The organism is Actinomadura soli, assembly GCF_005889715.1.
Classification (GTDB): Bacteria; Actinomycetota; Actinomycetes; order Streptosporangiales; family Streptosporangiaceae; genus Spirillospora; species Spirillospora soli.
In genome coordinates this window covers 1-26,569 of the sequence record NZ_VCKW01000116.1, presented here as the reverse complement: position 1 = coordinate 26,569, position 26,569 = coordinate 1, and the positions used below count along the sequence as shown (strand labels likewise).

Annotated in this window: 21 protein-coding genes; 9 read left to right on the top strand and 12 right to left on the bottom strand. The window is 72.6% G+C overall.

Translation table 11 applies throughout. From position 1 onward, the window contains the following. From ETD83_RS22285 to ETD83_RS22275, 3 genes are all read right to left on the bottom strand, one after another. On the bottom strand, window positions 1-1,546 hold a 1,546-nt coding region (locus ETD83_RS22285; protein WP_230421087.1), incomplete at its 3' end, for a condensation domain-containing protein. Between the two features lie 195 nt (window positions 1,547-1,741). Continuing rightward, entirely contained in the window at window positions 1,742-2,545 is an 804-nt protein-coding gene (locus ETD83_RS22280; RefSeq protein ID WP_138647084.1) for an alpha/beta fold hydrolase, read from the bottom strand. A gap of 13 nt (window positions 2,546-2,558) precedes the next feature. Further along, the gene (locus ETD83_RS22275) at window positions 2,559-4,151 is read right to left on the bottom strand and encodes an MBL fold metallo-hydrolase (protein WP_138647083.1); all 1,593 of its coding nucleotides are present in this window, start codon (window positions 4,149-4,151) and stop codon (window positions 2,559-2,561) included. Between the two features lie 343 nt (window positions 4,152-4,494). Between ETD83_RS22275 and ETD83_RS44700 the strand changes: the two genes are divergently transcribed. The 3 genes from ETD83_RS44700 to ETD83_RS22260 all read left to right on the top strand — a co-directional run bounded on the left by ETD83_RS44700 (window position 4,495) and on the right by ETD83_RS22260 (window position 6,431). Beyond that, entirely contained in the window at window positions 4,495-4,707 is a 213-nt protein-coding gene (locus ETD83_RS44700) for an MbtH family protein (protein ID WP_138647082.1), read from the top strand. A 176-nt stretch (window positions 4,708-4,883) separates the two neighbouring features. Then, window positions 4,884-5,840, top strand: coding sequence for a TauD/TfdA family dioxygenase (locus ETD83_RS22265; RefSeq protein WP_138647081.1), 957 nt, complete (start codon window positions 4,884-4,886; stop codon window positions 5,838-5,840). 126 nt (window positions 5,841-5,966) lie between these two features. Further along, on the top strand, window positions 5,967-6,431 hold the full coding sequence (locus ETD83_RS22260; RefSeq protein ID WP_138647080.1) for a hypothetical protein: 465 nt from the start codon (window positions 5,967-5,969) through the stop codon (window positions 6,429-6,431). 136 nt (window positions 6,432-6,567) lie between these two features. Here the strand turns inward: ETD83_RS22260 and ETD83_RS22255 are convergent, their stop codons facing one another. Then, window positions 6,568-13,101, bottom strand: a complete 6,534-nt coding sequence (locus tag ETD83_RS22255) for a non-ribosomal peptide synthetase (protein ID WP_171064372.1) — start codon at window positions 13,099-13,101, stop codon at window positions 6,568-6,570. Window positions 13,102-13,543: 442 nt separating this feature from the next. Between ETD83_RS22255 and ETD83_RS22250 the strand changes: the two genes are divergently transcribed. From ETD83_RS22250 to ETD83_RS22235, 4 genes are read left to right on the top strand one after another with little or no spacing between them, the layout of a single operon-like run. Then, window positions 13,544-14,797, top strand: coding sequence for a cytochrome P450 (locus ETD83_RS22250; RefSeq protein ID WP_138647078.1), 1,254 nt, complete (start codon window positions 13,544-13,546; stop codon window positions 14,795-14,797). A 30-nt stretch (window positions 14,798-14,827) separates the two neighbouring features. After that, window positions 14,828-16,558, top strand: coding sequence for a fatty acyl-AMP ligase (locus ETD83_RS22245; RefSeq protein ID WP_138647077.1), 1,731 nt, complete (start codon window positions 14,828-14,830; stop codon window positions 16,556-16,558). A 22-nt stretch (window positions 16,559-16,580) separates the two neighbouring features. After that, window positions 16,581-16,859, top strand: coding sequence for an acyl carrier protein (locus ETD83_RS22240; protein ID WP_138647076.1), 279 nt, complete (start codon window positions 16,581-16,583; stop codon window positions 16,857-16,859). 48 nt (window positions 16,860-16,907) lie between these two features. Further along, window positions 16,908-18,830, top strand: a complete 1,923-nt coding sequence (locus tag ETD83_RS22235) for an ABC transporter ATP-binding protein (protein WP_230421086.1) — start codon at window positions 16,908-16,910, stop codon at window positions 18,828-18,830. On the opposite strand, the gene ETD83_RS22230 is transcribed toward ETD83_RS22235, so the two are convergent. Next, entirely contained in the window at window positions 18,805-19,947 is a 1,143-nt protein-coding gene (locus tag ETD83_RS22230) for an acyl-CoA dehydrogenase family protein (RefSeq protein WP_138647075.1), read from the bottom strand. The two genes, ETD83_RS22235 and ETD83_RS22230, sit on opposite strands and share 26 nt — an antisense overlap. 77 nt (window positions 19,948-20,024) lie before the next feature. Here ETD83_RS22230 and ETD83_RS22225 point away from each other — a divergent pair, with 77 nt between their 5' ends. After that, window positions 20,025-20,726, top strand: coding sequence for a MerR family transcriptional regulator (locus ETD83_RS22225; protein WP_138647074.1), 702 nt, complete (start codon window positions 20,025-20,027; stop codon window positions 20,724-20,726). Between the two features lie 15 nt (window positions 20,727-20,741). Here ETD83_RS22225 and ETD83_RS22220 read toward each other — a convergent pair whose 3' ends face one another. The 7 genes from ETD83_RS22220 to fdxA form a co-directional block, all read right to left on the bottom strand. Continuing rightward, a complete protein-coding gene (locus ETD83_RS22220) occupies window positions 20,742-22,283 on the bottom strand; it encodes a polyamine aminopropyltransferase (RefSeq protein ID WP_171064373.1) in 1,542 nt (513 codons plus the stop codon). 83 nt (window positions 22,284-22,366) lie between these two features. After that, on the bottom strand, window positions 22,367-22,813 hold the full coding sequence (locus tag ETD83_RS22215; RefSeq protein WP_138647073.1) for a DUF350 domain-containing protein: 447 nt from the start codon (window positions 22,811-22,813) through the stop codon (window positions 22,367-22,369). A 10-nt stretch (window positions 22,814-22,823) separates the two neighbouring features. Further along, window positions 22,824-23,261, bottom strand: a complete 438-nt coding sequence (locus ETD83_RS22210; RefSeq protein WP_230421085.1) for a DUF4247 domain-containing protein — start codon at window positions 23,259-23,261, stop codon at window positions 22,824-22,826. Then, window positions 23,258-23,869: a DUF2617 family protein gene (locus tag ETD83_RS22205; RefSeq protein ID WP_138647072.1), complete on the bottom strand. Its 612-nt coding sequence runs from the start codon at window positions 23,867-23,869 to the stop codon at window positions 23,258-23,260. The genes ETD83_RS22210 and ETD83_RS22205 overlap by 4 nt, the downstream gene beginning before the upstream one ends. 2 nt (window positions 23,870-23,871) lie before the next feature. Beyond that, window positions 23,872-24,489 carry a DUF4178 domain-containing protein gene (locus ETD83_RS22200; protein WP_230421084.1) on the bottom strand — a complete coding sequence of 206 codons (618 nt, stop codon included), beginning with the start codon at window positions 24,487-24,489 and terminating at the stop codon, window positions 23,872-23,874. A gap of 185 nt (window positions 24,490-24,674) precedes the next feature. Continuing rightward, window positions 24,675-25,760 (bottom strand): succinyldiaminopimelate transaminase, encoded by a 1,086-nt coding sequence (gene dapC / locus ETD83_RS22195; RefSeq protein ID WP_138647070.1) that lies wholly within the window; start codon window positions 25,758-25,760, stop codon window positions 24,675-24,677. 138 nt (window positions 25,761-25,898) lie between these two features. Next, window positions 25,899-26,225 carry a ferredoxin gene (gene fdxA, locus ETD83_RS22190; protein ID WP_131963938.1) on the bottom strand — a complete coding sequence of 109 codons (327 nt, stop codon included), beginning with the start codon at window positions 26,223-26,225 and terminating at the stop codon, window positions 25,899-25,901. A gap of 113 nt (window positions 26,226-26,338) precedes the next feature. On the opposite strand from fdxA, the gene ETD83_RS22185 reads away from it, so the two are divergent. Continuing rightward, window positions 26,339-26,569: putative acetyltransferase (locus ETD83_RS22185; RefSeq protein WP_138647069.1), on the top strand; the 231-nt coding region annotated here is incomplete at its 3' end.

The following is a 26,569-nucleotide window of genomic DNA, read 5'->3' as shown; positions in this document are numbered from 1 at the left end:
AGCCACGACCCACACCCAACCCCGCCAGGACGCCCACCAGCCCAGCGGCCCGCGCGTCCAACTCCGCATACGAAGTCTCGACATCACCCTCCAACACCGCTACCGCACCCGGAGCCGCAGCCACCCGACCCTCAAACAACCCACCGACCGTGACGCCCGGCATCTCGGATCCGGTGTTGTTCCACTCGACGACGAGCCGCTCCCGCTCCGCCCGGTCCAGGACGTCCACCGCATGCACAGACACATCAGGGTCAGCCGCCACCGCCTCCAGCACCCGCACGAACCACCCGGCGATCCTGCTCACGGTCGCGGCGTCGAACAGGTCGTCGGCGCCGACGATGGCGCCGTTCAGACCGGCCGGGCGGCCCCGCTCGTCGAACTCCTCCTCCACGATCACGTCGAGGTCGAACCGCGCCGCGGACGTGTTCGACGGGATGAGGCGGGCGGTCACGTCCGGGAGGTCGAGGCCCGCTTCGGCCGTGTTCTGCACGGTGAGCATGACCTGGAACAGCGGGTGCCGGGGCAGTGAACGCTCGGGCGCCAGTTCCTCCACCAGCCGGTCGAACGGCACGTCCTGGTGCGCGAAGGCGTCGAGGCCGGCCCGCCGGGTCCGGGCCAGCACCTCGCGGAACCCCGGGTTCCCGGACAGGTCCGTGCGGATCACCAGGGTGTTGACGAAGAATCCGATGAGGTCGTCCAGCGCCTCGTCGGTGCGCCCGGCGACGGCGGAGCCGATGGGGATGTCGGTGCCGGCCCCGAGCCGGGACAGCAGTACGGCCAGCGCGGACTCCACCACCATGTACGCGGTGGCGCGCTCGGACCGGGCGAGGTCGGCCAGCCGTGCGTGCGCCTCGGCCGGCACCCGCAGGGGGACGCGGTGGCCGCGGCGGCTCGCCACCGAGGGGCGCGGCCGGTCCGCGGGCAGGGTCAGCTCCTCCGGCGCGCCGGCCAGGGTGCGGCGCCAGTAGTCCGTCTGCACCGACATCCGGCTGTCCGGATCGGCGGCGTCGCCGAGCAGGTCCCGCTGCCACAGCGCGTAGTCGGTGTACTGGACGGGCAGCGGTTCCCACTCCGGGGCCTGTCCTTGCGAGCGCGCCGCGTACGCCGTCGACAGGTCACGCCCGAGCGGGCGGTTCGACCAGGCGTCGGTGGCGATGTGGTGCGTTACGAGGATCAGCACGTGCCCGTCCGGCGCGGTGCGGAGCAGCCACGCGCGTATCGGCACGTCGCGGGACAGGTCGAAGGTGTGCCGTCCGGCCTGCGCCACCGCGTCGGGCACCTCGCCCGGGTCGGCCTGGCGCACCTCCATCTCCCACTCGAGCTCCGCCGGGTCCAGGATCCGCTGGTGCGGCTCGCCGTCCACGGCGGGGAACACGGTGCGGAGCGACTCGTGTCGTTCCACCACGTCCCGCAATGCCGCGCCCAATGCGGGCGCGTTCAACGGGCCGTCGAGCGCGACGGCGATGACGCTGTTGTAAGTGCGGCTCGATCCTTCGAGTTGGGTCAGAAACCATAACCGGCGCTGCGCGAACGACAACGGGTTCATCAATGCTTCTCCTCTTGCATCGAAAGGCATCGAACGCCACGCCGAAGAACCACCCGGGCGTTTTCTCATTACCCTCTGGCATTCCGCCCGCGGCAGGCCAGGCAATTCCAACAGCATTGCCGGCCGCCGAACAAGGTCGGCGGCCGAACGGCGGGTGCCGTGTTCGACCGGACGAACACAGCGGTTGAACAGGACTCAGTGCTTGGCGAAGAACTCGACGATCGCCTCGTTGACCGGTTCCGGGCGCTCCAGGTGGCCGAGGTGCCCGCAGCCGGGGATCTCCACCAGGTCGCAGTCGGGGATGGCGTCGGCCACTTCGGCGCCGAGGTGCGGCGGGGTGACGGCGTCGTCCGCGAAGGCGATGACGCGGCACGGCACGGCGATCCCGCGGAGCGCGGCACGCCGGTCCTGGTCGGTGTCGATCCAGGTCTGGCCGGCGGCGACGGGTTCGGCGCCGCCGGCCAGCTCGAAGATCTGCAGCCAGGTGGCCGCCGCGTCGTCGTCGTTCAGCGTCCGGGGGGACAGCATCCGCTGCACGGCGCTGACGGCCCGGTACTCCGGCGGCACCCGGACGCCGCTGCGCTGCAGGACCCGGTCCGCCTTCGACTGGGCGAGGCGCAGCGCGTCCGAGCGGGCCCGGGTGGCCATGAGCACCGCGGAGCGGACCAGGTGCGGGTCGCTGATCGCCAGTTCCTGGGCGATCAGCGACCCCAGCGACGTGCCGACGATCCGGCACGGCGCCAGGTCCAGCGCCTCGATCAGGCCCCTGGTGTCCGCGATCACGTCCGCCAGCGTGTACTCGCCCGGCGGGACGTCCGACGGCGGGACGCCGCGGTTGTCGAAGGCGACCGTCTCGTAGCCGGCCCGGTGCAGCGCCCCGGTCTGGTGCATGTCCCACTGGTGGCGGGACGCGGCCGATCCCATGATGAGCAGGACGGGGTCGCCCCGCCCGGCACGCTGGTAGGACAGGCGGATCCCGTTCGCGATCAGGTAGGACATCCCCAGGGCTCTCTCACCAGCGCCACTCGCGCTTGTTGAACAGGTGCTCCGCGGCGACGTCGTTGTCCTTGCACCAGGTGAGGAACTCCTCGATCTGCTTGATCTGGTAGGTGTCGGGCGTGTACGTCGTCGCCATGACGTGCCCCTGCCAGCTCTCCTCGCCCATGGCGTACACGTACGCCTCGCGGGAGCCGAGCTCGGTCATGATCGCCGCGGCCTGCTCGGCGTTCGAGCCGGACAGCTTGCGCGAGTCGCTCATCTTCTTGGTCACCGGCCTGGTCAGCAGGCCCTGGTAGAGCCAGGTCAGCGGGGCGCCGTCGCACTCCATGCCGAGGAAGGCGATGTCGACGTCGCCGAGGTGCGAGCGCATGTAGCGGTACAGCACCGGGTCGATGCCGGACGAGTCCGCGCCGACGAACACCGTCCTGCCCGCCAGCTGCACCACGAACGTCGACTTCGCGCGGATGTCCAGGTCGGAGTGCTCGCCGAGGAACGGCGTCGCGACGACCCTGGCGCCGCCCGGCAGGGGGATCTCGTCGAAGTCGTCCACCTCGATCACCGTGAAGCCCAGGGCCTTCAGGTAGTGGCCGATCGACGGGTCGCACAGGTTGCCGCGCGACGAGCGGGGCACGACGATCGCGTCCGTGCGGCCGCGCAGCTGCAGGAGGGTCTCCAGGACGATGTGGTCCTGATGCCCGTGCGTGATCAGCACCAGGTCGATGTGGTCGGGCAGGTCGTCGAGGGTGTACCGGTCGCCGTGCCGGTTGTCGGCGCTGATGAACGGGTCGACGACGACGGCCGCGTCCTGGGTCTGCAGCACCAGGCACGCGTGCCCGAAGTAGCGGATCCGGCCGCCGCCGTCGATGTGCCGGTCCGGTGCGAGGCTGGGCTCGGTGGTGAGCAGCCGGTCCAGCAGCGGCGCCTGCGCGTCGTCGAGTTCGAGCGCCGCGCGCAGCCGGGCCGCGGTGGTGGCCTCGGTCCGCGCGCCGAACAGCTCGTCCAGGCCGGGGTGGTCGAACGGGATCGGCAGCTCCAGCACGTCGGGCGAGGGGAGCCGGGGGGTGCTGAGGATGAACGGCCGCTCGACCCCGTCCTCCAGCGAGAGCTGCACCGACTGGCGGCCCCTGTCGTAGACGGGGCTGTGGTAGAGCAGCGGCTCGATCACGTGCAGCGAAGCCTGGTTGCCGGTGTCGTAGGCCAGCTCGACGAGGCCGTTCAGCGCCGGCGGCAGCTTCGGGTACAGCGGCGTCAGGTCGAAGCCGGTGGCGTTCTGGCGGAGGAGGTCGTCGGCGTCGGCTATGGCGGCCGCGAACGCGAGCATGTCCGCGCGGTCGCGTTTGATGCCGTCCAGCAGCTCGCCGATCTCGGCGGCGCGCTCCTCCTCGACGTTGACGAAGTACCCGCCGCGCAGGGCCGGGTTGTTGCTCGCCGCGATGTGCACCTGCGGCGAGTGCAGGTACGACTCCAGCAGCGGCACCTGCATGTTCGCCAGGTTCATGGCGGCCTGCGCCGGCGCGACGATGTGCATCCAGGCGTAGAACCTGTCGACCAGCGGTTCGATGATCGCGTTCGAGCGGAGGAAAACCCGCTCGCGGCTGTCGGGCATCTGATCTCTCCCGTTCGGAATTTACCCCTGAACACTTGCCGTACCGAAGATCATGTGCTTTTGCGCGCCGGCGCCGGGCACCAGAAAATATGACCGTGCCGCGCGTCGCCACCAAAGCATCACGGTGCCGGTCGATACGTCAACGCGGGCGCCGTCCGGGGTGTTCAACCGAAGCGGATGCACAGTTGAAGACCCTCGCGAGCCCGCCGTGCCGGGTGCCGGACGTCCACTCTTGAACGGTTCCGGCGTGCTGTGCCAAGGTGGTTTCGCTTCGTTGCCGTCTGTCTATTCCAGCTCTTATCGACGACCCATCTCTTATCGACGACAAAGTGAGGTCAGTCCGGTGCCCAACCCGTTCGAGGATCCCGACGCGAACTACCTGGTCCTGGTCAACGACGAGAATCAGCACTCACTGTGGCCCGTCTTCGTCGATGTGCCCGACGGGTGGACGAGCGTGTTCGGGGAGGCGTCGCGCGACGACTGCCTCGAATACATCGAGAAGTCGTGGACCGACATGCGTCCCAAGAGCCTGATCGAGGCCATGGACGGGAAATAGTCCGCCCCGCGACCGACCCACATCACACCGCAACCGACGCACACCGCAACCGACGCACACCACACCGACACGCACGGCGCCCGATCGGCGCCGCAAGGCACTGCTCGGCACCTTCTCAGGCCGACGGCCCTCCGGCCGTCGGCCTGCTTCGTCCCCTCTACGGATTGGAGAACGCGATGGACACCGCACGGCCGGACCGCGGCGCCTGGCGGCCCCATGAGATCACCTGCGACGAGGCCGGGACCCGCGACCTCGCCGGCTGGCTCGACGAGCTGGGGCCCGACCGGCTGACCGGGCTGCTCACCGAGCGCAGGGCGCTCGTGTTCCGGGGGTTCGGCATCGGCCCGGACGCCGTCGAGGCGGTGCTCGACCGGCTGGTGCCGGACCGCCTGCCCTACGTGCACGGCAACTCGCCGCGCAGCCGGGTGAGCGGCAACCTCTACACCTCGACCGAGTACCCGCCGCAGTACACCATCTCGATGCACAACGAACTCAGCTACGCCCATCGCTGGCCGACCCGGCTCGCGTTCTACTGCGAGAAGGCGGCCGAGAGCGGCGGCGCGACCCCGGTGCTCGACGGCGAGCTGTGGCTCGACTCGCTGGACGCCGAGGTCCGTGAGGGGTTCGCGGGCGGCGTCCGGTACGTGCAGAACCTCCACGACGGCTTCGGGTTCGGGAAGAGCTGGCAGGCCACGTTCGAGACCGAGGACCGCCGGGCGGTCGAGGCGTTCCTCGCCGGGTCGGGCGCCGAATGGGAATGGGGCTCCGAGGGCCTGCGCGTCGTGCAGGTGCGTCCCGCGACCGCGAAGCACCCGGTCACCGGCAGCGAGGTCTGGTTCAACCAGGCCGACCAGTGGCATCCGGCGGGGCTCGGCGACGAGACGTCCACCGAGCTGTACGACATCCTCCCGCCCGAGGAGTTCCCGCAGTACGTGACGTTCGCCGACGGCACCCCGATCCCGGACGCCCACATCGAGCAGATCCTGAACCGGGGGCTGGAGTGCGCGGTCGACGTCGACTGGCGGGACGGCGACGTGCTGCTCATCGACAACGTGCTGATCGCGCACGGCCGCCGCCCGTTCACGGGCAAGCGCCGGGTCCTCGTCGCGATGTCCGCGCGGGGACCCGCATAAGAGGATCCGCGCAGAAGATCGGCGCAGGCGATCCGCGCGTAGAAAGTCCAGGTATGGGGGGCCGTAAAGGGGCGGTTAACGCCCGCATTCACCGTGAGGGAACCTCCCGGCGGCCATGCTGAAAGCATGAAAAAACTCTCCATCGCCACGGCGGTATTGGCCGCCGCCACGTTCGGTCTCGCCGGGTGCGGCGGTGACGATTCGTCGGGTTCGGGTAAGGCGACCAAGGCCGAGTACGACTCCATGGTGAAGTTCGCCCAATGCCTGCAGAAGCACGGCGTCGACGTCGACATTCCCGCACCCGGTCAGAAGAGCGGCAGCGCGCCGCGGCTGGCCAACACCAGCGACCCGACCTGGCAGGCGGCGCAGGCCGCGTGCGCGAAGCTCGCACCGAACGAGAAGAACGAGGACACCTCCGGCGCCGACCAGGACCACGCCCTGAAGATGGCGGAATGCCTGCGCGAGCAGGGCATCAACGCCAAGGACCCCGCCCCCGGAACCGCGCAGCTCACCGTCGAGGAAGGCGCCGACCAGCAGAAGCTGGTGGCCGCGTACACGGCGTGCAACAAGAAGGTCCCCGCCGCCAGCTAGCGGCAGGGAACCCCGTCATGAATCGGCTCACCCGTGGTCATGCGCTGATCATCCTGAAACTCCGGGATGGAGCGCATGACCACGGTGCCGTCATGCCCGCAGGTCAGCGCGCCGCCGGTGAGCGGCGCGCCGCCGGTCAGCGCATCGGCCGCAGCAGGGGCCTGGTGTCCGCCCGCCCGCCGGCGCCGTCCGCGAGCCAGGCCGCCAAGGCCGCCGGGGTGGGCTTGTCGAACAGCTCATGGATCGGCACCTCCTCGCCGAGCGTCACCCGTACCCGGCTGACCAGCCGGGTCGCCAGCAGCGAGTGCCCGCCGAGGACGAAGAAGTCGTCGTCGACGCCGACCTCGGGCAGGCCGAGGATCTCCGCGAACGCGCCGCACAGCGCCTGCTCCCGCGCGTTCGCCGGGCGCGGGCCCGCGCCCGCGGCGGCGGCCCGCTCGGGCGCGGGCAGCGCGGCCCGGTCGAGCTTGCCGTTCCCGGTCAGCGGCAGCGAGCCGAGCGGCACCACCGCGGCGGGCACCATGTGCGGCGGCAGGTTGTCCTCGGCGAACCGGCGCACGGCCTCGGCCACCGTGCCGTCCGGGCCGTCCGGCCCGTCCGCGCCCATGTCCCCGTCGGCCGGGACGACGTAGGCGACCAGGCGCGTGTCCTCCGGCACGTCCGCGCGGACGACGACCGCGACCTGCGCGACGGCGGGATGCCGTGCCAGGACCGCCTGGACCTCGCCGGGCTCCACCCGGAAACCGCGGATCTTCACCTGGTCGTCGGCGCGCCCGAGGTACTCCAGGAACCCGCCGCCGTTCCAGCGCGCCAGGTCGCCCGTGCGGTACATCCGCGTGCCGCCGTCGAACGGGCAGGCCACGAACCGCTCCGCCGTCAGGCCGGGACGTCCCGTGTAGCCGCGCGCAAGCTGCGCGCCCGCCACGTACAGCTCCCCCGCCACGCCGGCGGGCACCGGCCGCAGCGCGCCGTCGAGGACGTAGACCGCCGTGTTGGCGACCGGCGTACCGATCGGCACCGTCCCGGCGGTCACGGCCTCGTCGTCGAGCCGCCCCGTGACGACCCCGATCGTGGTCTCCGTCGGGCCGTAGTGGTTGAACACGGGCAGGTCCCCGGCGGCCTTGAGCAGCCGCTCGACCCAGTCGGGCGGGGCGGCCTCGCCGCCGAGCACCAGCGCGCTCCCCGGGAGCAGCCAGCTCAGGTCTCCCGTGGCGCCCAGCGCCGCCAGATGCGAGGGGACTGCCTTCACGTAGTCGATCCGGTGCCGGGCCAGGTATCCGGCGACCGCGACGGGGTCGGTCACCGCCGCGGCGTCCAGCACGTGCAGGACGCCACCGGTCGTCAGGCTGGCGAACACCACCGTGTTCCCGAGGTCGGTCACCGCGGGCTGAAGCAGCGCGTACCGTCCGCCCGGCGCGCCGAACCCCACCCGGCGCGGCACGTGCACGACGTAGTTCGCCAGGTTCCCGTGCGTGACCGCGACCCCCTTCGGCCGCCCGGTGGACCCGGACGTGTAGATCACGTAGGCGAGCCCGCCGGGCCCCGGTTCGCTCTGCGGGGCCGTCGCGGGCTGCGCCTCCAGCGCCGCCGCCACGACCGGGTCGTCCACGCTGATCGTGCGTGTCCGGCCCGTCGCCGGGAGGTCGTCCAGCACCTCGGCGGTGCCGATCAGCGCCGCGGCGCGGCTGTCGGCGAGCATGTAGGAGATCCGGGACGCGGGGTGGGACGGGTCCAGCGGCAGGTAGGCCGCGCCCGCCTTCCACACGCCGAGGATCGCGGCCACCGTCTCGGCGCCGCGCGGAAGGCACAGCCCCACGACGCTCTCGGGCCCGACCCCGGCGCCGCGCAGGTAGTGCGCCAGCCGGTTCGCGCGCGCCTCCAGGTCCCCGTAGGCGACCTCGACGCCGTCCGCGACGATGGCCGCCGCCTCGGGCGTGCGCGCCGCCTGCGCGGAGAACAACCCCGGCACCGTCAGTCCCGGACCGGTGAGGTCGGCTGCTCCCGGCGCCTGCGCGGACTGGTCGGGGGCCGTGGTCATGGCCTGGTTCCAGTCCCGGATGATCCGGCGGCGCTCGTCCGGGCCGAGGACGTCGATCGCGGCGATGGGCGTGTGCGGGGCGCCGGCCAGCGCGGCGGCGAGGTTGTCCAGGCAGGTGTGCAGCAGCGCGTAGATCTGGGCGGGGTCGGCGGGCGCGAGCGCGTCGACCGTCACGTCGAACCCGGTTCCCGTGTCGCGGACGATCAGCGTCACGGGATAGTTGGTGCGCTCCTCGGCCGACAGCAGCCGGATCCCGTCGAGGCCGAGACCGGCCTCGCCTGCGGTGTCGCGCCGGTAGTTGACGATCGAGGTGAACAGCGGTGCCCCGGCGGGCACGGCGCTCGCCCGCTGCGCGAGGGTCAGCGGCGCGTGCTCGTGCTCCAGGAGTTCGGCCAGCCCGCGCCGGACCTCCGCCAGCGCCTCCGCCGAGTCGCGCCCGTCGACGGCGACGCGGAGGGGCAGGGTGTTGAGGTAGGGGCCGGGTATCCGGTCCGCGCCGGGACCGGCGGTCAGCCGCCCGGCCAGGACCGTGCCGAACACGACGTCGTCGCGTCCCGACAGCGTCGCGAGCACCCGTGCCCACGCGAGGTGGAAGACCGTCGCCGGGCTCGTGCCCAGCGTCGATGCGAGGTCGCGGAGCCGTCCGGCCAGTTCGTCGTCGACCGGCCGTCCGGCGCGCGTCACCTCGGCGCCGGCGGCGCGGACCTCCAGCAGCCCGAACGGGGCGGTGGTCTCGGTGACGTCCCCCAGCAGGGCGGCGAAGTAGCGTTCGTGCTCGGCGCGCGGCGTCCCGAGCCGGGCCTGCGCGACGAGGTTGCGGAACGGCAGCGGCTCCGGCAGCCGGTCGCCCCGCCCCGCCAGGACCTCGCGGATCTCGTCGAGGAGCACCCGCATCGTCGTGAGGTCCTGGACCATGTGGTGGACGCGCAGCAGCGCCAGCCAACGTCCGCCGTCGGGCTCGGAGAGGACGTGCGCGCGCAGCAGTGGCGCGCGGTCCAGGTCCAGCCATGCCCCGCCCGCCGTGAGCAACTGCTCGACCGCGTCCCGGCCGGGGTCCCGCTCGACCACCTCGACCGGCAGCTCGACCCGGCGCGACACCACCTGCACCGGCTCGCGCAGCCCCGCCGAGACGATCGCGGTGCGGTAGATGTCGTGCCGGTTCACCACCTGTCCGAGCGCGCGGAGGAACCTGTCCAGCCGGTCCCGCGAGTCGAACTCGAGCACCGCCGACCGCAGGTAGACGTCCGGGTCGCCGTCGGCCCGCGCCAGGTGGTGGAACAGGATCCCCTCCTGGAGCGGCGCCAGCGGGTAGATGTCCGCGACGTTGGCCGCGCCGCCCTCGACCTGGGCGACGACCCGCGCGATCTCGGCCTCGTCCAGGTCGGCGAGCGGCAGCATGGCGGGAGTGATCCCGGTCGCGCCGGCGGGGACGCGGTTCGGCGGCGCCTCCACCCGCTCCGGCCCGGCGACCGCCGCCAGCTCCGCGGGCGACGGGGTGAGGAACAGCGCCCGCACGGAGATCGATATCCCCCGTGCCCGCAGGTCCTCCACCAGGGCCACCGCGACGAGCGAGTCGCCGCCGAGCGCGAAGAAGTCGTCCTCGGGGCCGACGGCGTCCAGCCCGAGGACCCGCGCGAACGCCGCGCAGAGGATCTCCTCCTGGACGCTCACCGGTCCCCGGCCCGCGGTCCCGCCCGTCGCGTGTCCGGGCGCCGGCAGCGCGGCGCGGTCGAGCTTTCCGTTCCCGGTCAGCGGCAGCTCGTCGAGCACGACGACCGCGGCGGGGACCATGTGGTCGGGCAGCCGTCCGGCGACGTAGGCGCGCACCCGTTCCGCGAGCCCCTCCTCGTCCGCCCGGTCGTCGGGGACGACGTACGCGACCAGGCGCGCCTCCCCGTCGGGGTCCTGCCGGCCGTTGCCCGGAGCGTTCGCGGGCGCGTCGCGCCGGACGACGACGGCGGCGCGGGCCAGGTCGGGATGCGCGACGAGGACGGCGTCGATCTCGGCGGGCTCGATCCGGAAACCGCGGATCTTCACCTGGTCGTCCACGCGTCCCGCGAACACCAGCCGCCCGTCGGCGCGCCACCGGGCCCGGTCCCCGGTGCGGTACATGCGCTCGCCCGAACCGAACGGGCAGGCGACGAACCGCTCACCGGTGAGGCCCGGCCGGTTCACGTAGCCCCGCGCCAGGGCGGCGCCCGCCACGTGCAGTTCCCCGGTGACGCCCACGGGCACCGGCCGCAGGGACGCGTCGAGGACGTAGACCCGGGCGCCGTCGATGGGCGCGCCGATCGGCACGCGCCCGTGCTCGGCGTCGCGGGACGTCAGCCGGGTCGTGGTGACGCCGACCGTGCACTCGGTCGGGCCGTAGTGGTTGTGCACCTCCCGGTCCCCGGCCGACTCCAGCAGCTCGCCGACCCAGCCGGGCGGGGCCGCCTCGCCGCCGAGCACCAGCGAACGCGCCGGCAGCACCCCCTCCACGCCGGCCTGGGCGGACAGCGCCACGAGGTGCGACGGGACGGCCTTGAGGTGGTCGATCCGGTGGTCGGTGAGGTACCCGGCCACCGCCGCCGGGTCGAGGACGAGGTCCTGGTCGAGGATGTGCAGTTCCCCGCCGGAGGCCAGCGAGCAGAACAGCATCGTGTTCCCGAGGTCGGTCACCTGCGGCTGGAGCAGCGCGTACCGGTCGCCGTCCCCGCCGAGGCCGAGGCGCTCCCGCGCGGACGCCACGTAGTTCGCCAGCGCGCCGTGCGCCACCGCGACGCCCTTCGGGGTCCCGGTCGAGCCGGAGGTGTAGATCACGTAGGCGAGCCCCGCGGCCGCGGCCGCGGCGCCGGGCACGGGCTCCGCGCCGGGCGGCGGCTCCGTGCCGGGCAGGTCGTCGATCGAGACGACCGGCACCCGTCCGGCGGGCAGGTCGTCCGCGACCTCGTCGGACGCGACGAGCAGCACGGCCCGGCTGTCGGCCAGCATGAACGCGGTCCGCTCGACCGGCTGCCGGGGGTCGATCGGCAGGTAGGCGGCACCGGCGCGCCAGACGCCCAGGATCGCCGCGACCGTGTCCGCGCCCGGCGGCAGGCACAGCGCGACCACCGACTCCGGCCCCGCCCCGAGCGCGATCAGGCGCCGGGCCAGCGCCCCGGCGCGGGCGTCGAGGTCCGCGTAGGACACCGCGCCCCCGGCCGCGACGATCGCGGTGCGGTGCGGCGCCCCGGTGGCCTGCGCGGCGAACAGGTCCGGGACCGTCGCGCGCGGCACGGCGTCACCGGCGCGGTTCCAGCCGTGCACCACCTGGAACCGCTCGTCCTCGTCGATGATCTCGGCGGCGCCGACCGGGTCGTCCGGCGCGGCCGCCACCGCCCATTCCAGGACGCGGCGGAAGCGCCGGAGCAGGTCGCCGGCGGCCTGCGGCTCGTGCCGGCCCCGGTCGGCGTCGACGTCGATCTGGATCCGCGCGTCGGCGGACCTGTCGTACACGGCGATCCGCCGGTCCTCGGTGGGCCCCTGGGTGATGTTCCGCACGGTGGCCTCGGCGTCGCCGAACCGCGTCGGGTACCCGAAGCCCATGACGTCGACGATCAGGCCGCACAGCGGGCCCCCGTCGACGGCCCTGAGGTCGCGGGCCATGTCCTCGTAGCGGTAGCGCTGGTGGCGCAGGCCCTGCCCGACCGCGCTGCCCGCCCGGCGGACGACCTCCGCGAGCGGCGTCTCCGGCGTGACCGTCAGCCGGACCGGCATGACGTTGGACGTCATCCCGGGCGCGAGCATCCCCCGCCGCCCGGCCCGGCCGGGGACCGAGACGCCGAGGACGACGTCGGACGCCCCGGTGACCCGGTGCTCGTGGACGGCGGCGGCGGCGATGACCAGGACGGCGAAGCTCGTCCGCAGCCGTCCCGCCGCGGCCCTGAGCCGGTCGGTGCCGTCCGGGTCGAGCTCGGCGGACGCGCGGGCGGGCGCACCCGTCTCCGGGAGGGCGCGCACGCCGCGTTCGGCACGGTCGTCGAGACCGTCCAGGGCGCCGAGCCAGAACTCCCGGTCCGACGCGCGGTCCGGCGACAGTGTGTAGGCCCGTTCCTCCTCCACCAGCGCCGAGAACGGCTCGAACGCGATCTCGCCGGGGTCGCGGCCCGCCGCCAGCGCGGCGCAGGCGTCGGCGACGCGGGCGGCGATCAGCGCGCCGCCGTGACCGTCCATGATCAGATGGTGGGCGCGGTGGTACCAGAGCACCCGGCCAGGGCCGAGGACGATCACGGCGCACGCGTAGAGGGGACCGGTCAGGGGGTCGACCGGGCGGCTCGCGTCGGCGCGCATCCAGCGCTCCGCCGCCGCGCGGGGGTCGGGGTCGGCGCTGACGTCCAGGACGTCCACCGGCACGTCGGCGGCGGTGTCGACGTACTGGCGCGGTTCCCCGCCGACCACCCGGAACCGGATGCGGAAGGCGTCGACGCCGTCGAGCACCCGCCGCAGGGCCCCCCGGAGCACGCCGGGGTCCGCGTCCCCGGCGAGCTCCACGTACTCGGCGATGGTGTAGACCCGGTCGTCCGGCGCGACCTGCTGGGCGTACCAGATGCCGAGCTGCGCGGACGTCAATTCCCACGGCGCGGATTCCCCGGGCACTGATTCGCCGGGCACAGATTTACCGGGCACTGAATTCCCGGGAGCAGATTCCCCGGGAGCAGATTCCCCGGGAGCAGATTCCCCGGGCGCGGATTCGGCGGGCGCGGATTCGGCGGGCACGGATTCGGCGGCGGTCATAGGCCCTCAGTCCTGTTCCATGGCCGGCCCGCGCTAATGCCTCATCTGACCGTAACCGGGAAACTCGCCCTCCGACCGTCGAAGGGAATTGGCACGGGCCGTCCTTCTCAGGTAGGTGAATGAGGCTCGGGCAGGCGTGTCCTAGATCCCTTCAACGGCCATCCTCATCAGTGCCCGGCAGGTGCGTCAACGTTTTCCCGGCGGCGCGAATCGACGTTCAACTGCCGCAGTACTGAAGTTGAACGGCCGGCGCTTTCGAAAGCGCCGGAACGACGGGTACCGTCGGCGCTCGTCGCCCTTGACGGGAGTGGATCTGGTGATGAGCGGAACCGCCGCCGGGAACGGCGAGGCGGCGCCGGCGGACCGTCCCGCGTTACCGGACGAGATCGCCGAGCTGACCGACCTGAGCAACCGGGAGGACCCCTACCCCTACCTCGGGAAGCTGCGCGAACGATCGCCGTACCGGCCCTTCGAGAACCTCGTGGTGGTCGGCCGGCACGCGCAGATCTCCGCGGTGCTGCGCGACCCCGCGATGAGCGCGGCGCGGCACCGGGCCGCGTCGTCGCCGACCCCGCACGGGCCGCGCACGCGCAACTTCCTCCATCTCGACCCGCCCGAGCACACCCGCTACCGGCGTCTGGTGGCGGGCGCGTTCGCGCGCCGGAAGGTCGGGAACCTCGCGCCGCGCATCCGCGAGATCGCGCTGGAGCTGTTCCGCGGCGCGTCCGAGACCGGCACGCTGGAGATCATCGACGATCTCGCCTATCCGCTGCCGCTGCGGGTGATCTGCGAACTGCTCGGGGTCCCGTTCGAGGACCGTCCGCTGCTGCAGAACTGGTCGGCGACGCTGTCCACCGCGCTGGAACCGCCGCTCGGCCCGTCCGCCGGGCGCATGACACCGGACGCCGCGCGGGCCCGCGCCTCGTTCGTCGTCTACTTCCAGAAGCTGATCGAGGAGCGGCGCGCGGCGCCCCAGGACGACCTCATCTCGCACCTGCTCGGGGTCGAGGAGGACGGGCAGCGCCTCGACGACCACGACATCCTCGCGACCTGCGTGCTGCTGCTCAACGCGGGCCACGAGACGACCGTCAACCTGATCGGCAACGCCGTCCTGGCGCTGCTGCGCCATCCGGAGCAGTTCGACCGGCTGCGCGCCGATGCCGCGCTCGCCCCGGCCGCCGTCGAGGAGGTCCTGCGGTACGACGCGCCCGTGCAGATGACGACCCGGGTGGTCCGGCAGGACGGGCGGCTCGGCGACACCGACCTGCGCGCGGGCGACACGGTGCTGCTGCTCCTCGGGGCCGCGGGCCGCGACCCCGACGTGTACCCGGACCCCGACCGGTTCGACATCGGCCGCGAGCACGCGGCCCCCCACCTGGCCTTCTCCGCGGGCCCGCACTTCTGCCTCGGCGCCGGGCTGGCCCGGCTCGAGGTGGCCATCGCGCTCGAACTGTTCGGCGCCCTGCTGGTCCGGCCCCGGCTGCGGCCGGGCGGCACCGCCTACAAACGCAACCTGAACCTGCGCGGGCCGGCGAGCCTCCTGGTCGACGTCGACGGCGTCCGCACCGGCTGAGCACCGGCCGAGTACCCGGAGGACGAGCACATGACCCATTCCCTGTCCGACGCCCCGGACCTCGTGACACTGTTCCGCGACCGCGTCGCGGCCCATCCGGACGCCGAGGCCCTCGCGTTCCTCGCCGACCCGTCCGACCTGACCGGCGGCATGGTCCGCTGGTCGTACGCCCGGCTGGACGAGGAGGCCCGCGGCCGCGCCGCGTGGCTGCGCGAGCGCCTCGCGCCCGGCTCGCGGGTGCTGCTGCTGCACCCGAGCGGCCCGGAGTTCGCCGCGGCGCTCCTCGGCTGCCTGTACGCCGGGATGATCGCCGTCCCGGCGCCGCTGCCCGGCCGGTACCGGCACCACCGCAGGCGGCTCGCGGCGATCGCGGGCGACTCCGGCGCCGCCGCCGTGCTGACCACCGGCCGCGACCTGGGCGAGGTGCGCGAGTGGATCGCGGACGTGGCCGCCGAGGCGCCCCTCGCCGGGGTGCCCGTCGGCGCGGGCGACGAGCCGCGGTTCGGCGACCCGGGGGCCTGGGAGCCGGTGCGGCTGGACCGCTCGACGACGGCGCTGCTCCAGTACACGTCCGGGTCGACGGGCGCGCCCAAGGGCGTGGTCATCCGGCACGACCACATCCTGTTCAACGCCGCCGAGGGCATCGGTGAGCTGCGCTGGCACGGGCACGCGGGCGGATGGCTGCCGCTCTACCACGACATGGGCCTCAACCAGTTGCTGTGGCCGCTGCTGAACGGCGACCGGTGCGTGCTGATGGAGCCGTCGGCGTTCGTCCGGCGGCCGGTGCGCTGGCTCCAGTTGATCGACGTCCACGACGTGCACATGTCGTTCGCGCCCAACTTCGCCTACGAGCTGTGCGTGCGGAAGGTCCGGGACGAGGACCTGGCCGGGCTCGACCTGTCCCGCTGGCATCTGGCCGGATGCGGCTCCGAGCCCATCGACCCGAGGGTGCTCGCCGCGTTCGCCGACCGGTTCGCGCCCGCGGGGTTCCGCCGCGAGGCCCTCGCCCCCGTCTACGGGCTGGCGGAGGCGACCGTGTACGTGTCGGGACGTCCGGGCAGGCCGCCCGTGACCCGCCGGGTGGACCTCGACGCGCTCGCCGAGGGCGCGTTCACCCCCGCCGCGCCGGGACGTCCCGCGCGCGAGGTCGTCAGCTGCGGGCCCCCGACCGGCACGTGCGACGTCCGCGTCGTCGACCCCGCGTCCCGGGAGGTGCTCCCGGAGGGGCGGCTGGGCGAGATCTGGCTGCGCGGCCGGAGCGTGTCCCCCGGCTACTGGGGACGGGACGACAACGCGGCGACGTTCGACGCCGCCACCGCCGACGGGATCGGCGGCCACCTGCGCACCGGCGATCTCGGCGCGCTCCACGACGGCGAGCTCTACGTGCACGGACGGCTCAAGGACATGATCATCGTGCACGGCCGGAACGTCTACCCGCAGGACGTGGAGCAGGAGCTGCGCGCCCGGCACCCGGAGCTCGGCAAGGCCGGCGCCGTGTTCGGCGGCCCCGACGCCGCCGCCCCCGAGTCCGCGGTGGTGGTCACGCACGAGGTCGCGGGCGTGCCCGCGGATCGGCTGCCCTCCCTCGCGGCCGAGATCCGGCACACGGTGGGCCGCGAGTTCGGCGTCGGCGTCGCCGCCGTCGCGCTGCTCAAACCCGGCAGCGTCCCGCGGACGACGAGCGGCAAGGTGCGCCGCTCGGCGATGCGGGACCTCTTCCACGGGGGCGGGCTGACCCCCCTCTACCAGGACTCGCACTGATTCCCTCAACCGGAGGACCTTCATGAACGACGCCAACACCGACGACGATCTCCGCGCCGAGCTGCGGGACTGGCTCTGCGCCTACCTGGCGGAGGAGCTGCGGCTCCCGGCGGGGTCGATCGACCCCGCCGAGCCCATGTCCGCCTACGGCCTCGACTCGGTCCGCGCCATCGCGCTGCTCACCGAGGTCGAGGACCGCGTCGGGTTCGAGATCGACCCCAACGCCCTGTGGGAGTTCCCCACCGTCGCGTCCTTCGCCGACATGCTGGCCGGGTCCGCCCCGGCCGCCCAGAGCGGCTGAGCGGCGAGGCACCTCGTGGCGATGACGGGCGGCCCGCGGATGGGCCCCATGCGGCTGAACCTCGACGACTCGATCACCCGCCAGAAGGTCAGGCCCGGCACCGTGCGCCGCATCGTGCCCTACGCGAAGGGGTACCGGTGGTCGCTGGCGGCGGGACTGTCCGCCACGGCCGTGCACGCGATGATCACGGCGGCGAGCCCGCTGCTGCTCAAGGTGATCATCGACGACGGGATCATGCCGCGCAAGCAGGAGATCGTGATCGCCCTGTCCGCGCTCATCGCCTGCCTCGCGCTCGTGGACGCGCTCGCGATCTACACGCAGACCTGGTTCTCCGGCCGCGTCGGGCAGGGCATCGTGTACGACCTGCGCCGCAAGGTGTTCGCCCACGTCCAGCGGCAGCCGCTCGCGTTCTTCACCCGCACGGAGACGGGGGCCCTGGTCACCCGGCTCAACACGGACGTGATGGGGGCGCAGCAGGCCGTCACGACGCTGCTCTCCCAGACGGTGTCGACGCTGCTGACGCTGATCCTCGTCCTCGCCGCGATGTTCTTCCTGTCGTGGCAGATCACCCTCGCGGCGCTGGTGATGATCCCGTTCTTCCTGCTGCCCGCCAAGCTCGTCGGCCGGCGGCTGCAGCGGCTCACCCGCGAGGGGATGCGGCTGAACGGCGACATGGGCTCGCTGATGAACGAGCGGTTCAACGTGTCCGGCGCGATGCTCACCAAGCTCTACGGCCGCACCGACGACGAGACGGACGCGTTCGCCGCCAAGGCGTCCCGCGTCCGCGACATCGCCGTCAAGACGAACGTGTACGGCCAGCTGCTCTTCATCATCACCACGCTGCTCACGGCGCTGACCACCGCCCTGGTGTACGGCCTCGGCGGCACCCTCGCCATCGAGGGCACGCTCAAGATCGGCACCCTGGTGGCGATGCTGACCCTGCTGCTGCGGCTCTACGGGCCGATCAACCAGCTGTCCAACATGCAGGTCCAGGTCATGATCGCGCTGGTCAGCTTCGACCGCGTCTTCGAGGTGCTGGACCTCAAGCCCCTCATCGATGAACGCCCCGGCGCCCGCCCGCTCCCGGCCACGGCCCCGGCGGGCACCGCCGCGAAGGCCCCGGACATCGAGTTCGACCGGGTCTGCTTCCGCTACCCGTCCGCGGACGAGATCTCCCTGGCCTCCCTGGAGTCGATCGCGCTGCGCAAGAAGGAACGGCGCGGCGACGCGAAGGAGGCCGGCAACCCGCAGGTCCTGGGCGAGGTGACCTTCAGCGCGCCCGCCGGTGGCCTGACCGCGCTGGTCGGCCCCTCGGGCGCGGGCAAGACCACCGTGACCCACCTCGTCCCCCGCCTGTACGACCCCACCTCGGGGACGGTCCGGATCGGCGGCCGGGACGTCCGGGACGTGACCCTGCGCTCCCTGAACGACACCGTCGGCGTCGTGACGCAGGACGCGCACATGTTCCACGACACGATCCGCGCCAACCTGCTCTACGCGCGCCCGGACGCGTCCGAACGCGACCTGGCCGAGGCGTGCGAGGCGGCCCGCATCTGGGAGGCGATCTCGGCGCTGCCCGACGGCCTCGACACGGTCGTCGGCGACCGCGGCTACCGGCTGTCCGGCGGCGAGAAGCAGCGGGTCGCGCTGGCACGGCTGCTGCTGAAGTCCCCGCCGGTCGTCGTCCTGGACGAGGCCACCGCGCACCTCGACTCCGAATCCGAGGCGGCGATCCAGCGCGCACTGAAGACCGCGCTGGCGGGCCGCACGTCGCTGGTCATCGCGCACCGCCTGTCCACCATCCACGAGGCCGACCAGATCCTCGTCCTCGACGGCGGCCGGATCCAGGAACGCGGCACGCACGGCGAACTCCTCGCCGCCGGCGGCCTCTACGCCGAGCTGTACCGCACCCAGTTCGCCGCCCACCCGGTGAACGGCGCCCTGCCTACACCCCGAGGGAGCGGCCGATGATCTCTTTCATGATCTCGGTGGTGCCGCCGAAGATGGTCTGGATGCGGACGTCCTGGTACGCCTTGGCGATGGGGTACTCGGTCATGTAGCCGTAGCCGCCGTGGAGCTGGACGCACCGGTCCACGACCGTCTTCAGGAGTTCGGTGTTCCAGTACTTGAGCATCGCGGCCTCTTCGGCCGAGAGCTCCCCCGCGCCCTCCTTGACGATGCACTGGTCGGTGAACGCGCGGGTGACGGTCAGCTCCGTCTTCATCTCGGCGAGCGTGAACCGGTTGTGCTGGAACTTCCCGATGGGACGGCCGAACGCCTCGCGGTTCTTGCAGTACTCGAGGGTCTGCTCGAACGCGGCCTCCGCGGCGGCCTGCGCGGTGGCGCCGATGGACAGGCGCTCGCGGGCGAGGTTCCGCATCAGGTAGATGAACCCCTGGCCCTCCTCCCCGAGGAGGTTCGCCGCGGGGACGCGGACGTTGTCGAAGAACAGCTCGGCGGTGTCCTGGGCGTGCAGGCCGACCTTGTCGAGGTTGCGGCCGCGCTCGAAGCCGTCCATGCCGCGCTCGACGACCAGCAGGCTGACGCCCTTGGCCCCGGCGGACGGGTCGGTCTTGGCGACGACGATGACGAGGTCGGCGAGGATGCCGTTGGAGATGAACGTCTTCGACCCGTTCAGGACGTAGTCGTCGCCGTCCCTGATCGCGGTGGTCTTGATGCCCTGCAGGTCGGATCCGGCGGCGGGCTCCGTCATCGCGATGGCGGTGATGATCTCGCCGGAGCAGTAGCCGGGGAACCAGCGTGCCTGCTGCTCGTCCGTGCAGAGCTGGCGCAGGTAGCCGCCGTTGATGTCGTTGTGGACGGCGAACGCCGGCCCGTGGATCCCGGCCCTCGCCAGCTCCTCGTTGAAGATCACGTAGTAGCGGTAGTCGGGGTTGCCGCCGCCCCCGTGCTCCTCGGGCATGTCGATGCCGAGCAGGCCCGCGCGTCCCGCCGCCAGCCACACCTCGCGCGAGACGATGCCGTCCTTCTCCCACTGCTCGTGGTGCGGCGCCGCCTCCTTCGCGATGAAGGAGCGCACCATGTCGCGGAAGGCGTCGTGCTCCTCGGTGTAGATGTCGCGTCCCATCCGGCGGTCTCCCTCGGTAAGTGCGTCCTGATACAGGATTAATGTAACACTGGCACTGTCACATAGAGGGAGGCGGGATGGAGCTCACCGTCGACGAGCTGGCCTCGCGTGCCGGGGTCACCGTCCGCACGGTCCGGTTCTACGCCGGGCGCGGGCTGCTCCCGCCCCCGAGGCTGCGCGGCCGGACGGGCCTCTACGGCGCCGACCATCTGGCGCGGCTGGAGCTCGTCCGGGAGCTGCAGTCGCTCGGGCTCACGCTGGCCGCGATCGAGAAGCATCTGAAGAGGATCCCGCCGGAGGCGTCGGCCGAAGACCTCGCGCTCCAGCGGGCGCTGCTGTCCCCGTGGGCGCCGGAACGTCCCGAAGACCTCGACCGGCACGAGCTGGACCGGCGCGCCGGACGGCATCTGGACGACGACGTGCTCAAGCGCCTCGAGGCCCTCGGGGTCGTCGAGCGGCTGCCGGACGACGCCGTCCGGGTCGTGAGCCCCGCGCTGCTCGGGACCAGCGCCGAGCTGGCCGCGCTGCCGCTGCCGCTGGACACGCTGATCGCCTCGCACGAGGCCGTCGACCGGCACACGACCGCGCTGGCCGCCGAGCTGCAGCGGGCCTTCCAGGACACCGTCGTCCGGCCGTACCGGGAGGGCGGGCGCGCCCCGCAGGAGCGGGAGCGGCTGATGGAGCTGGCCGGGAGGCTCAAGCCCCTGATGATCCAGTCGCTGGTGACGTCGTTCCAGCGGGCCGTCGACAAGGCGATCCGGCAGTCCGTCCCCGACTAGGCGCCCCGGCCGGGGTCAGGCGTTCTTCCACTCCTCGCGCTCGTACTCGACGAGCCTCGGGTGGATGAGCGTGTTGACCCCGACGTCACGGACGCGGCGGTCCTTGGGGAACACCGTCGCGGCCTGGAGAAGCGGCTCGTCCAGGAAGCGGAGGCCGGGCGCGCCGGGCGCGAGCCTCGCCGCCGGCCTCTCCCCCGCCGACGCCAGCACGTAGCCCCAGTCGCCGAAGCTGGGCACGTCCACGTGGTACGGGGTCGTCGCCAGGCCCGCCGCGGCGATGGACTTCTCGATGCTCCAGAACGACTTCGGCGCGAAGTACGGCGACCCGGACTGGACGACCATCCGCCCGCCCGGCGCCAGCACCCGCTTCACCATCCCGTAGAACTCGACCGAGTACAGCTTCGCGGTGGACACGTCGTCGGGGTCGGGCATGTCCACGACCACGGCGTCGAACCGCTGGTTCAGGCCGCGCAGCCACGAGAACGCGTCGGCGGCCACGACCCGGACCCGCGGGTCGTCGAACGCGCGGCGGTTGAGGGACGCGATCGGCCCGTACGTCCGGGCCAGGTGCAGCATCTCCGGGTCCAGCTCGACCAGCGTCGCGGACTGGACGTCCTTGTAGCGGAGCACCTCGCGCAGCGCCAGGCCGTCCCCGCCGCCGAGGACGAGCACCCTCCCGTGCGGGCCCGACATCAGCGGGTGGACGAGCGACTCGTGGTACCGGTACTCGTCCACGGACGAGAACTGCAGGTCGCCGTTCAGGAACAGCCGCACGTCGGAGGCACCCCCAAGCGAGACATCCTTGGTGATGACGATCTCCTGGTACTTGGTGCGCTTCGTCAGGGCGATCGGGTCGGCGTAGAGGGCCTGCCGCGCGGACACCTCGAAGCCGTCCGCCAGCGCGTACGTCCCGCACAGGACGGCGAGGACCGCGACCATGCCGAGGCCCAGCGCGACCCGCGCGACGCGCCCGATCTGGCGGCGGAACAGCCACAGCACGACGGCGATCCCGGCGACCGCGTTGACGACGCCGACGACCAGCGCGCCCTTGATGTGCCCGAACGCCGGGAGCAGCAGGAACGGGAACGCCAGCCCGCCGATCAGCGCCCCGACGTAGTCGGCGGCGAACAGGTCGGCGACGGCGCTGCCCGCGTCCTGCTTCCTGATCCGCTGCAGCAGCGTCATCAGCAGCGGGATCTCCGCGCCGATCAGCGCGCCGACCGCGAACGCCACCACCACCAGCGCGGGAACGTACAGGTTGAGCCACGCGAACGCCGCGTACAGCGCCAGCACCGACAGCCCGCCGGCCAGCGCGAGCGCGCCCTCGATGACGGCGAACGCCACCACCGGGCGGCCCTGCAGCGGCTTCGCCGCCAGCGAGCCGATTCCCATGGCGAAGACCATGACCGACAACACGATCGACGCCTGGGTGACCGAATTGCCGACGAGATAACTGCCGAGCGCGACCAGCGCCAGCTCGTACACCAGCCCGCAGGCCGCGCAGGTGAACACGGCGGCGAGGACCAGCGCCCGCGCCGCCCTGGCCGGGACGCGCAACCGCCCCGGCCCGTCCGGCGCGGGCGGTTCCGTCGCCGGAGGGGCCGGGGCGGCCGGGGTGGCCTCGTCCAGGTCGCGGGACGTCAGGAGACCGCCCCGGCCACGATCGCGGCGACGCCGAGGTCGGCGGCGGCGACCACCCACCCGGCCGGGTGGATCCCGCCGCCCGCGGCGGCCGCGCCGCCGCCGTCGACGAGCGTCGCGCCGAGCTTGCCCGGCGTGGTCACGTCGAGGAGGAGGAACGCGACGATCATCAGCACGATGCCGATCCCGCCGAAGACCGCCGTGTCGACCAGGCCGTCGCTCAGGTCGTTGTCACTGGTGATGATCGCGGTGGTGACGATCGCGCCGATGCCGAGGAGCTTCGCCGACAGCAGCAGCGCGGCGCCCCGGTTCCCTTCGGTCCAGATCTGCCTGCCGAGCCGGCCGGGCGTCGTCACCTCCACCACCAGGTAGCCGATCGCCATCAGCGCGATGCCGACCGCCCCGTAGGCGAAGGTGGCGCCGATCTCGTCCAAGAGGTCGTCCATCTGATGCTCCTTATTTGCCCGACCCTGGCCCGCCGCCGCGGAAGGACGCGACGCCCGCGCTCGTCCAGCCGTGGCTCCCGGGACTGGCCCAGCGGCCGCTGACGTGGGAGTAGTAGCGGTTGTAGCCGCTGCGGGGTTTGTCGACCGTGATCCGGCTGCCCGTCCCGTTCGGCAGGACACCGACGACCAGCTGCGGGTAGCGCAGGAAGATCCCGCCCGCCGCGCCCATGGTCGCGAGGTCGTCCACCCGGTCGATCGACCTGAACTTTTTGTTGATCTCCGTCGCCACGGCCGGCGGAGCCTTCGGGGACCGGTAGGTGCCGGCCCCCATCTTCTTGTACTTGTCGCCGATCCAGGACTCCTTGGAGGTGCTGCCGCAGCCCCCGAGCGCCAGGACGGTCACGAGGGCGGCGCACGCGCCGCCGATCATCCGGTGTCTACTGTTCACGTTGGTCTCACCAGCCGGCTCCGCGTCATCACGATCTCCCGGGTCTGCGGATAGGCGTGCCACGTGCGCCAGCCGATCCCGGTCTCCTCCAATGCGGGGGTCTCACGTTCGGAGTGGTCCGGCGCCGCGTTCTCCGCGGCGCCGGGCCGCGGCGCGCCGCGCCTCAGGGCGCCCTGCTCAAGGGCGCTGCCCGCCCGGACGGTACGTTCCAAGGCGAGCGCGGTCACGGCGTGCCGGGAGCCGGGGAAGTCCCCGGTCAGGGCGTCGCCGCGGTCGGCCAGCCGGGCGCACACCGCCTCGACGGCGCGGCAGAACGCCGTGCCGTCGCTGAGGGCGGCCGTCGTCGCGGCGAACTCGTACGTCCAGCCGGGCACGTCGCTGCTCGCGCGTCCGGGCAGCGGCTCGGCCGAACCGGGCAGGCACGCCACCGTCTCGCTGAGCGGCCCGGCGATGACCTGGTGGGACGCGCCCAGGAGCCGTAGCTCCACGGTCAGCCCGGCCCGCTCGATGGGCAGGACGGCGAGCGCGTCCAGCGGCGGCAGGCCGAGCGCGAACGACAGCGCGTCGGCGCGCGCGTCCGCGTAGGGGGTGTCGAGGGTGGTCCGCAATCTCAGCCACCGCTGCCGGGGTAGATCGTCATCGACCCGGTCGGGACGCGCTCGCCGAGACCCGCCTCCCACTGGCCGCCGCCGTACTGCTCGAACGACAGGTACCTGCCGCGCGGGCCCTCGTAGTCGACGTACTCGACGCGTCCCTGGACGCCGACGCCGGTCGTGCCCTCGCTGGTGTAGTCGGCGGTGCCGTGCTCCTCGCGGCGGTACTCCACGCCGTCGACGACGACGGTCCGCTCGCCGGGCCTGAGGTCGCCGATGTCGTGCTCGGTCCACCAGACGACCTCGAGGTCCGGGTCCTCCTCGACGGAGATCCACACCTTGGTGCCCTCGATCGTGTCGGCGTCCAGGAGGTGCTCGCTCCAGGTGTAGCCGCCCTCCTTCAGCCGCAGCGAGCCGCGGATGAAGTAGCGGGTGCCGAGGTACTCGACCATGTCGCCGGCCTTCAGCGTCCGCGGGTCGCCGGCGACCTGGTCCTCGGCCGCGAACGGGTCGCGCGGGGCGGCGGGCGCGGGCGGCGCGGCCGTCCCGGACCGGCGCCGCAGCAGGACGACGATCAGCACGATCAAGGCGACCAGGATCAGCGCCAGCAGGATCACTATCGCCGTTCCGCTCACGGACACCTCCATCGTTTCGTCTACAAGTCGGGCACAGACCTGCGGGATCCTACCGACTGTGGCCTCTCAAGCCCATACCGCGTTCAGACGTATCAAAAGAACCATCGGTTGCATGCGAGAACGGCGTAACCGAAACGAAATCGGCCCTGCCGGCATCGTCCCGGCCGCTCGCGGGGCGGGGCGGTTCAGAGGCGGGCGACGCCGGCGGCGACGCGCTCGTCCGTGGCGGTGAAGGCGATCCTGACGTGCCGGGCGCCGGCCGGGCCGTAGAACTCGCCGGGGCCGACGAGGATGCCGAGGGACGCCAGGTGCGCGACGGTGTCCCAGCAGGGTTCGTCCCGCGTGGCCCACAGGTAGAGGGACGCCTCGGAGTGGTCGACGCGGAACCCGTGCTTCTCGAACCCGGCCCGCAGGTCGGCGCGGCGCCGCGCGTACCGGGCCCGCTGCTCGTCCACGTGCGCGTCGTCGCCGTACGCCACCGTCATCGCCGCCTGCACCGGAGCCGGGACGATCATGCCCGCGTGCTTGCGGACCTCCAGCAGCCGCTTGACGAGCCCGAGGTCGCCGGTGAGGAACCCGGCCCGGTAGCCCGCCATGTTGGACCGCTTCGACAACGAGTTGATCGCGAGGAGGCCCTCGTGTGAGCCGTCGCACACGTCCGGGTGCAGGATCGAGACCGGCGGCCGCTCCTCGTCCCAGCCGAACTCCAGGTAGCACTCGTCGCTGATCACGATCGCCCCGCGCCCGCGCGCCCACGCGACGACCTTGCGGAGATGCTCGGCGGGCAGCACCTTCCCGGTGGGGTTGGACGGTGAGTTCACCCACACGATCTTGGGCGAGACGGGACCGAGGGACAGGAGCCCGTCCGTGGAGACGGGCTCGGCCCCGGCGAGCCGCGCGCCGACGTCGTACGTCGGGTAGGCCAGCTCGGGGAAGACGATCGTGTCGCCGGGCCCGGCGCCGAGCAGCGTCGGCAGCCAGGCGACCAGTTCCTTGGTGCCCATCACGGGGAGCACCGCGTCCGGGTCGGCGCCGGACACTCCGGCGCGCCGCCGCAGCCATCCCGCGACGGACTCGCGGAGCTGCGGCGTCCCGTAGGTCTGCGGGTACCCGGGCGCGTCGGACGCGCCCGCGAGGGCCGCCCGGATCGGCTCGGGCGTCGGGTCGACGGGCGTCCCGACCGACAGGTCGACGATGCCGTCCGCGTGCGCCAGCGCCCGCTCCCTGTACGGCGCCAGCCGGTCCCACGGAAAGTCCGGCAACGTGAACACGTCCACACTCCTGTCTGGCCTGTCTGGAGAACCCGAGGGGCCGTGGCCGTCCACGAACGTGGCGGCCACGGCCCGAAAACGACGCAGGCGACCCTAGGGGACGCGGCCCCGCGGGACGCGTCCCGGCGTGTCGCCCGCTCAGTCCTCCTGGCTCTGCGGAGGGAGCGCGGCGACGATCGGGTGGTCCTTGTCGATCTTCCCGACCTTCGAGGCGCCACCGGGCGAGCCGAGGTCGTCGAAGAACTCCACGTTGGCCTTGTAGAAGTCCTTCCACTGATCAGGCGTGTCGTCCTCGTAGTAGATCGCCTCTACCGGGCAGACAGGCTCACACGCACCGCAGTCGACGCACTCGTCCGGGTGGATGTATAGCATGCGCTTGCCCTCGTAGATGCAGTCGACCGGGCACTCCTCGATGCATGCCTTGTCGAGCAGGTCCACGCAGGGCTGCGCAATGACGTAGGTCACGTCAGTGACTCCTCTCGGATTTCCGGCCCCGCCGCACGTCACGGCTCACCGCAAGCTCGCTGTGAATAGTATGGCCGCCACGGCGCCATCGATTCGACACGGGGGGTCCGCTCATGTCCGGCCGATTCGCCGCACGCCTGGTGGTGTCCATCAGCGGCGCCGACGTGGGCCGGCGGATATCGCTGCGCCGTCGCCTGCCAACGGGAGAGTACAGCGACGTGGTCGGCGTCCTCGAATCCTGGGCGGACGGGATCCTGGCGGTGCGGCGCCGGAACGGGGAACTCGTCGAGGTCCCGGAGAGGATCATGGTCGCGGCCAAGGTCGTCCCGCCGCAGCCCCCGCCC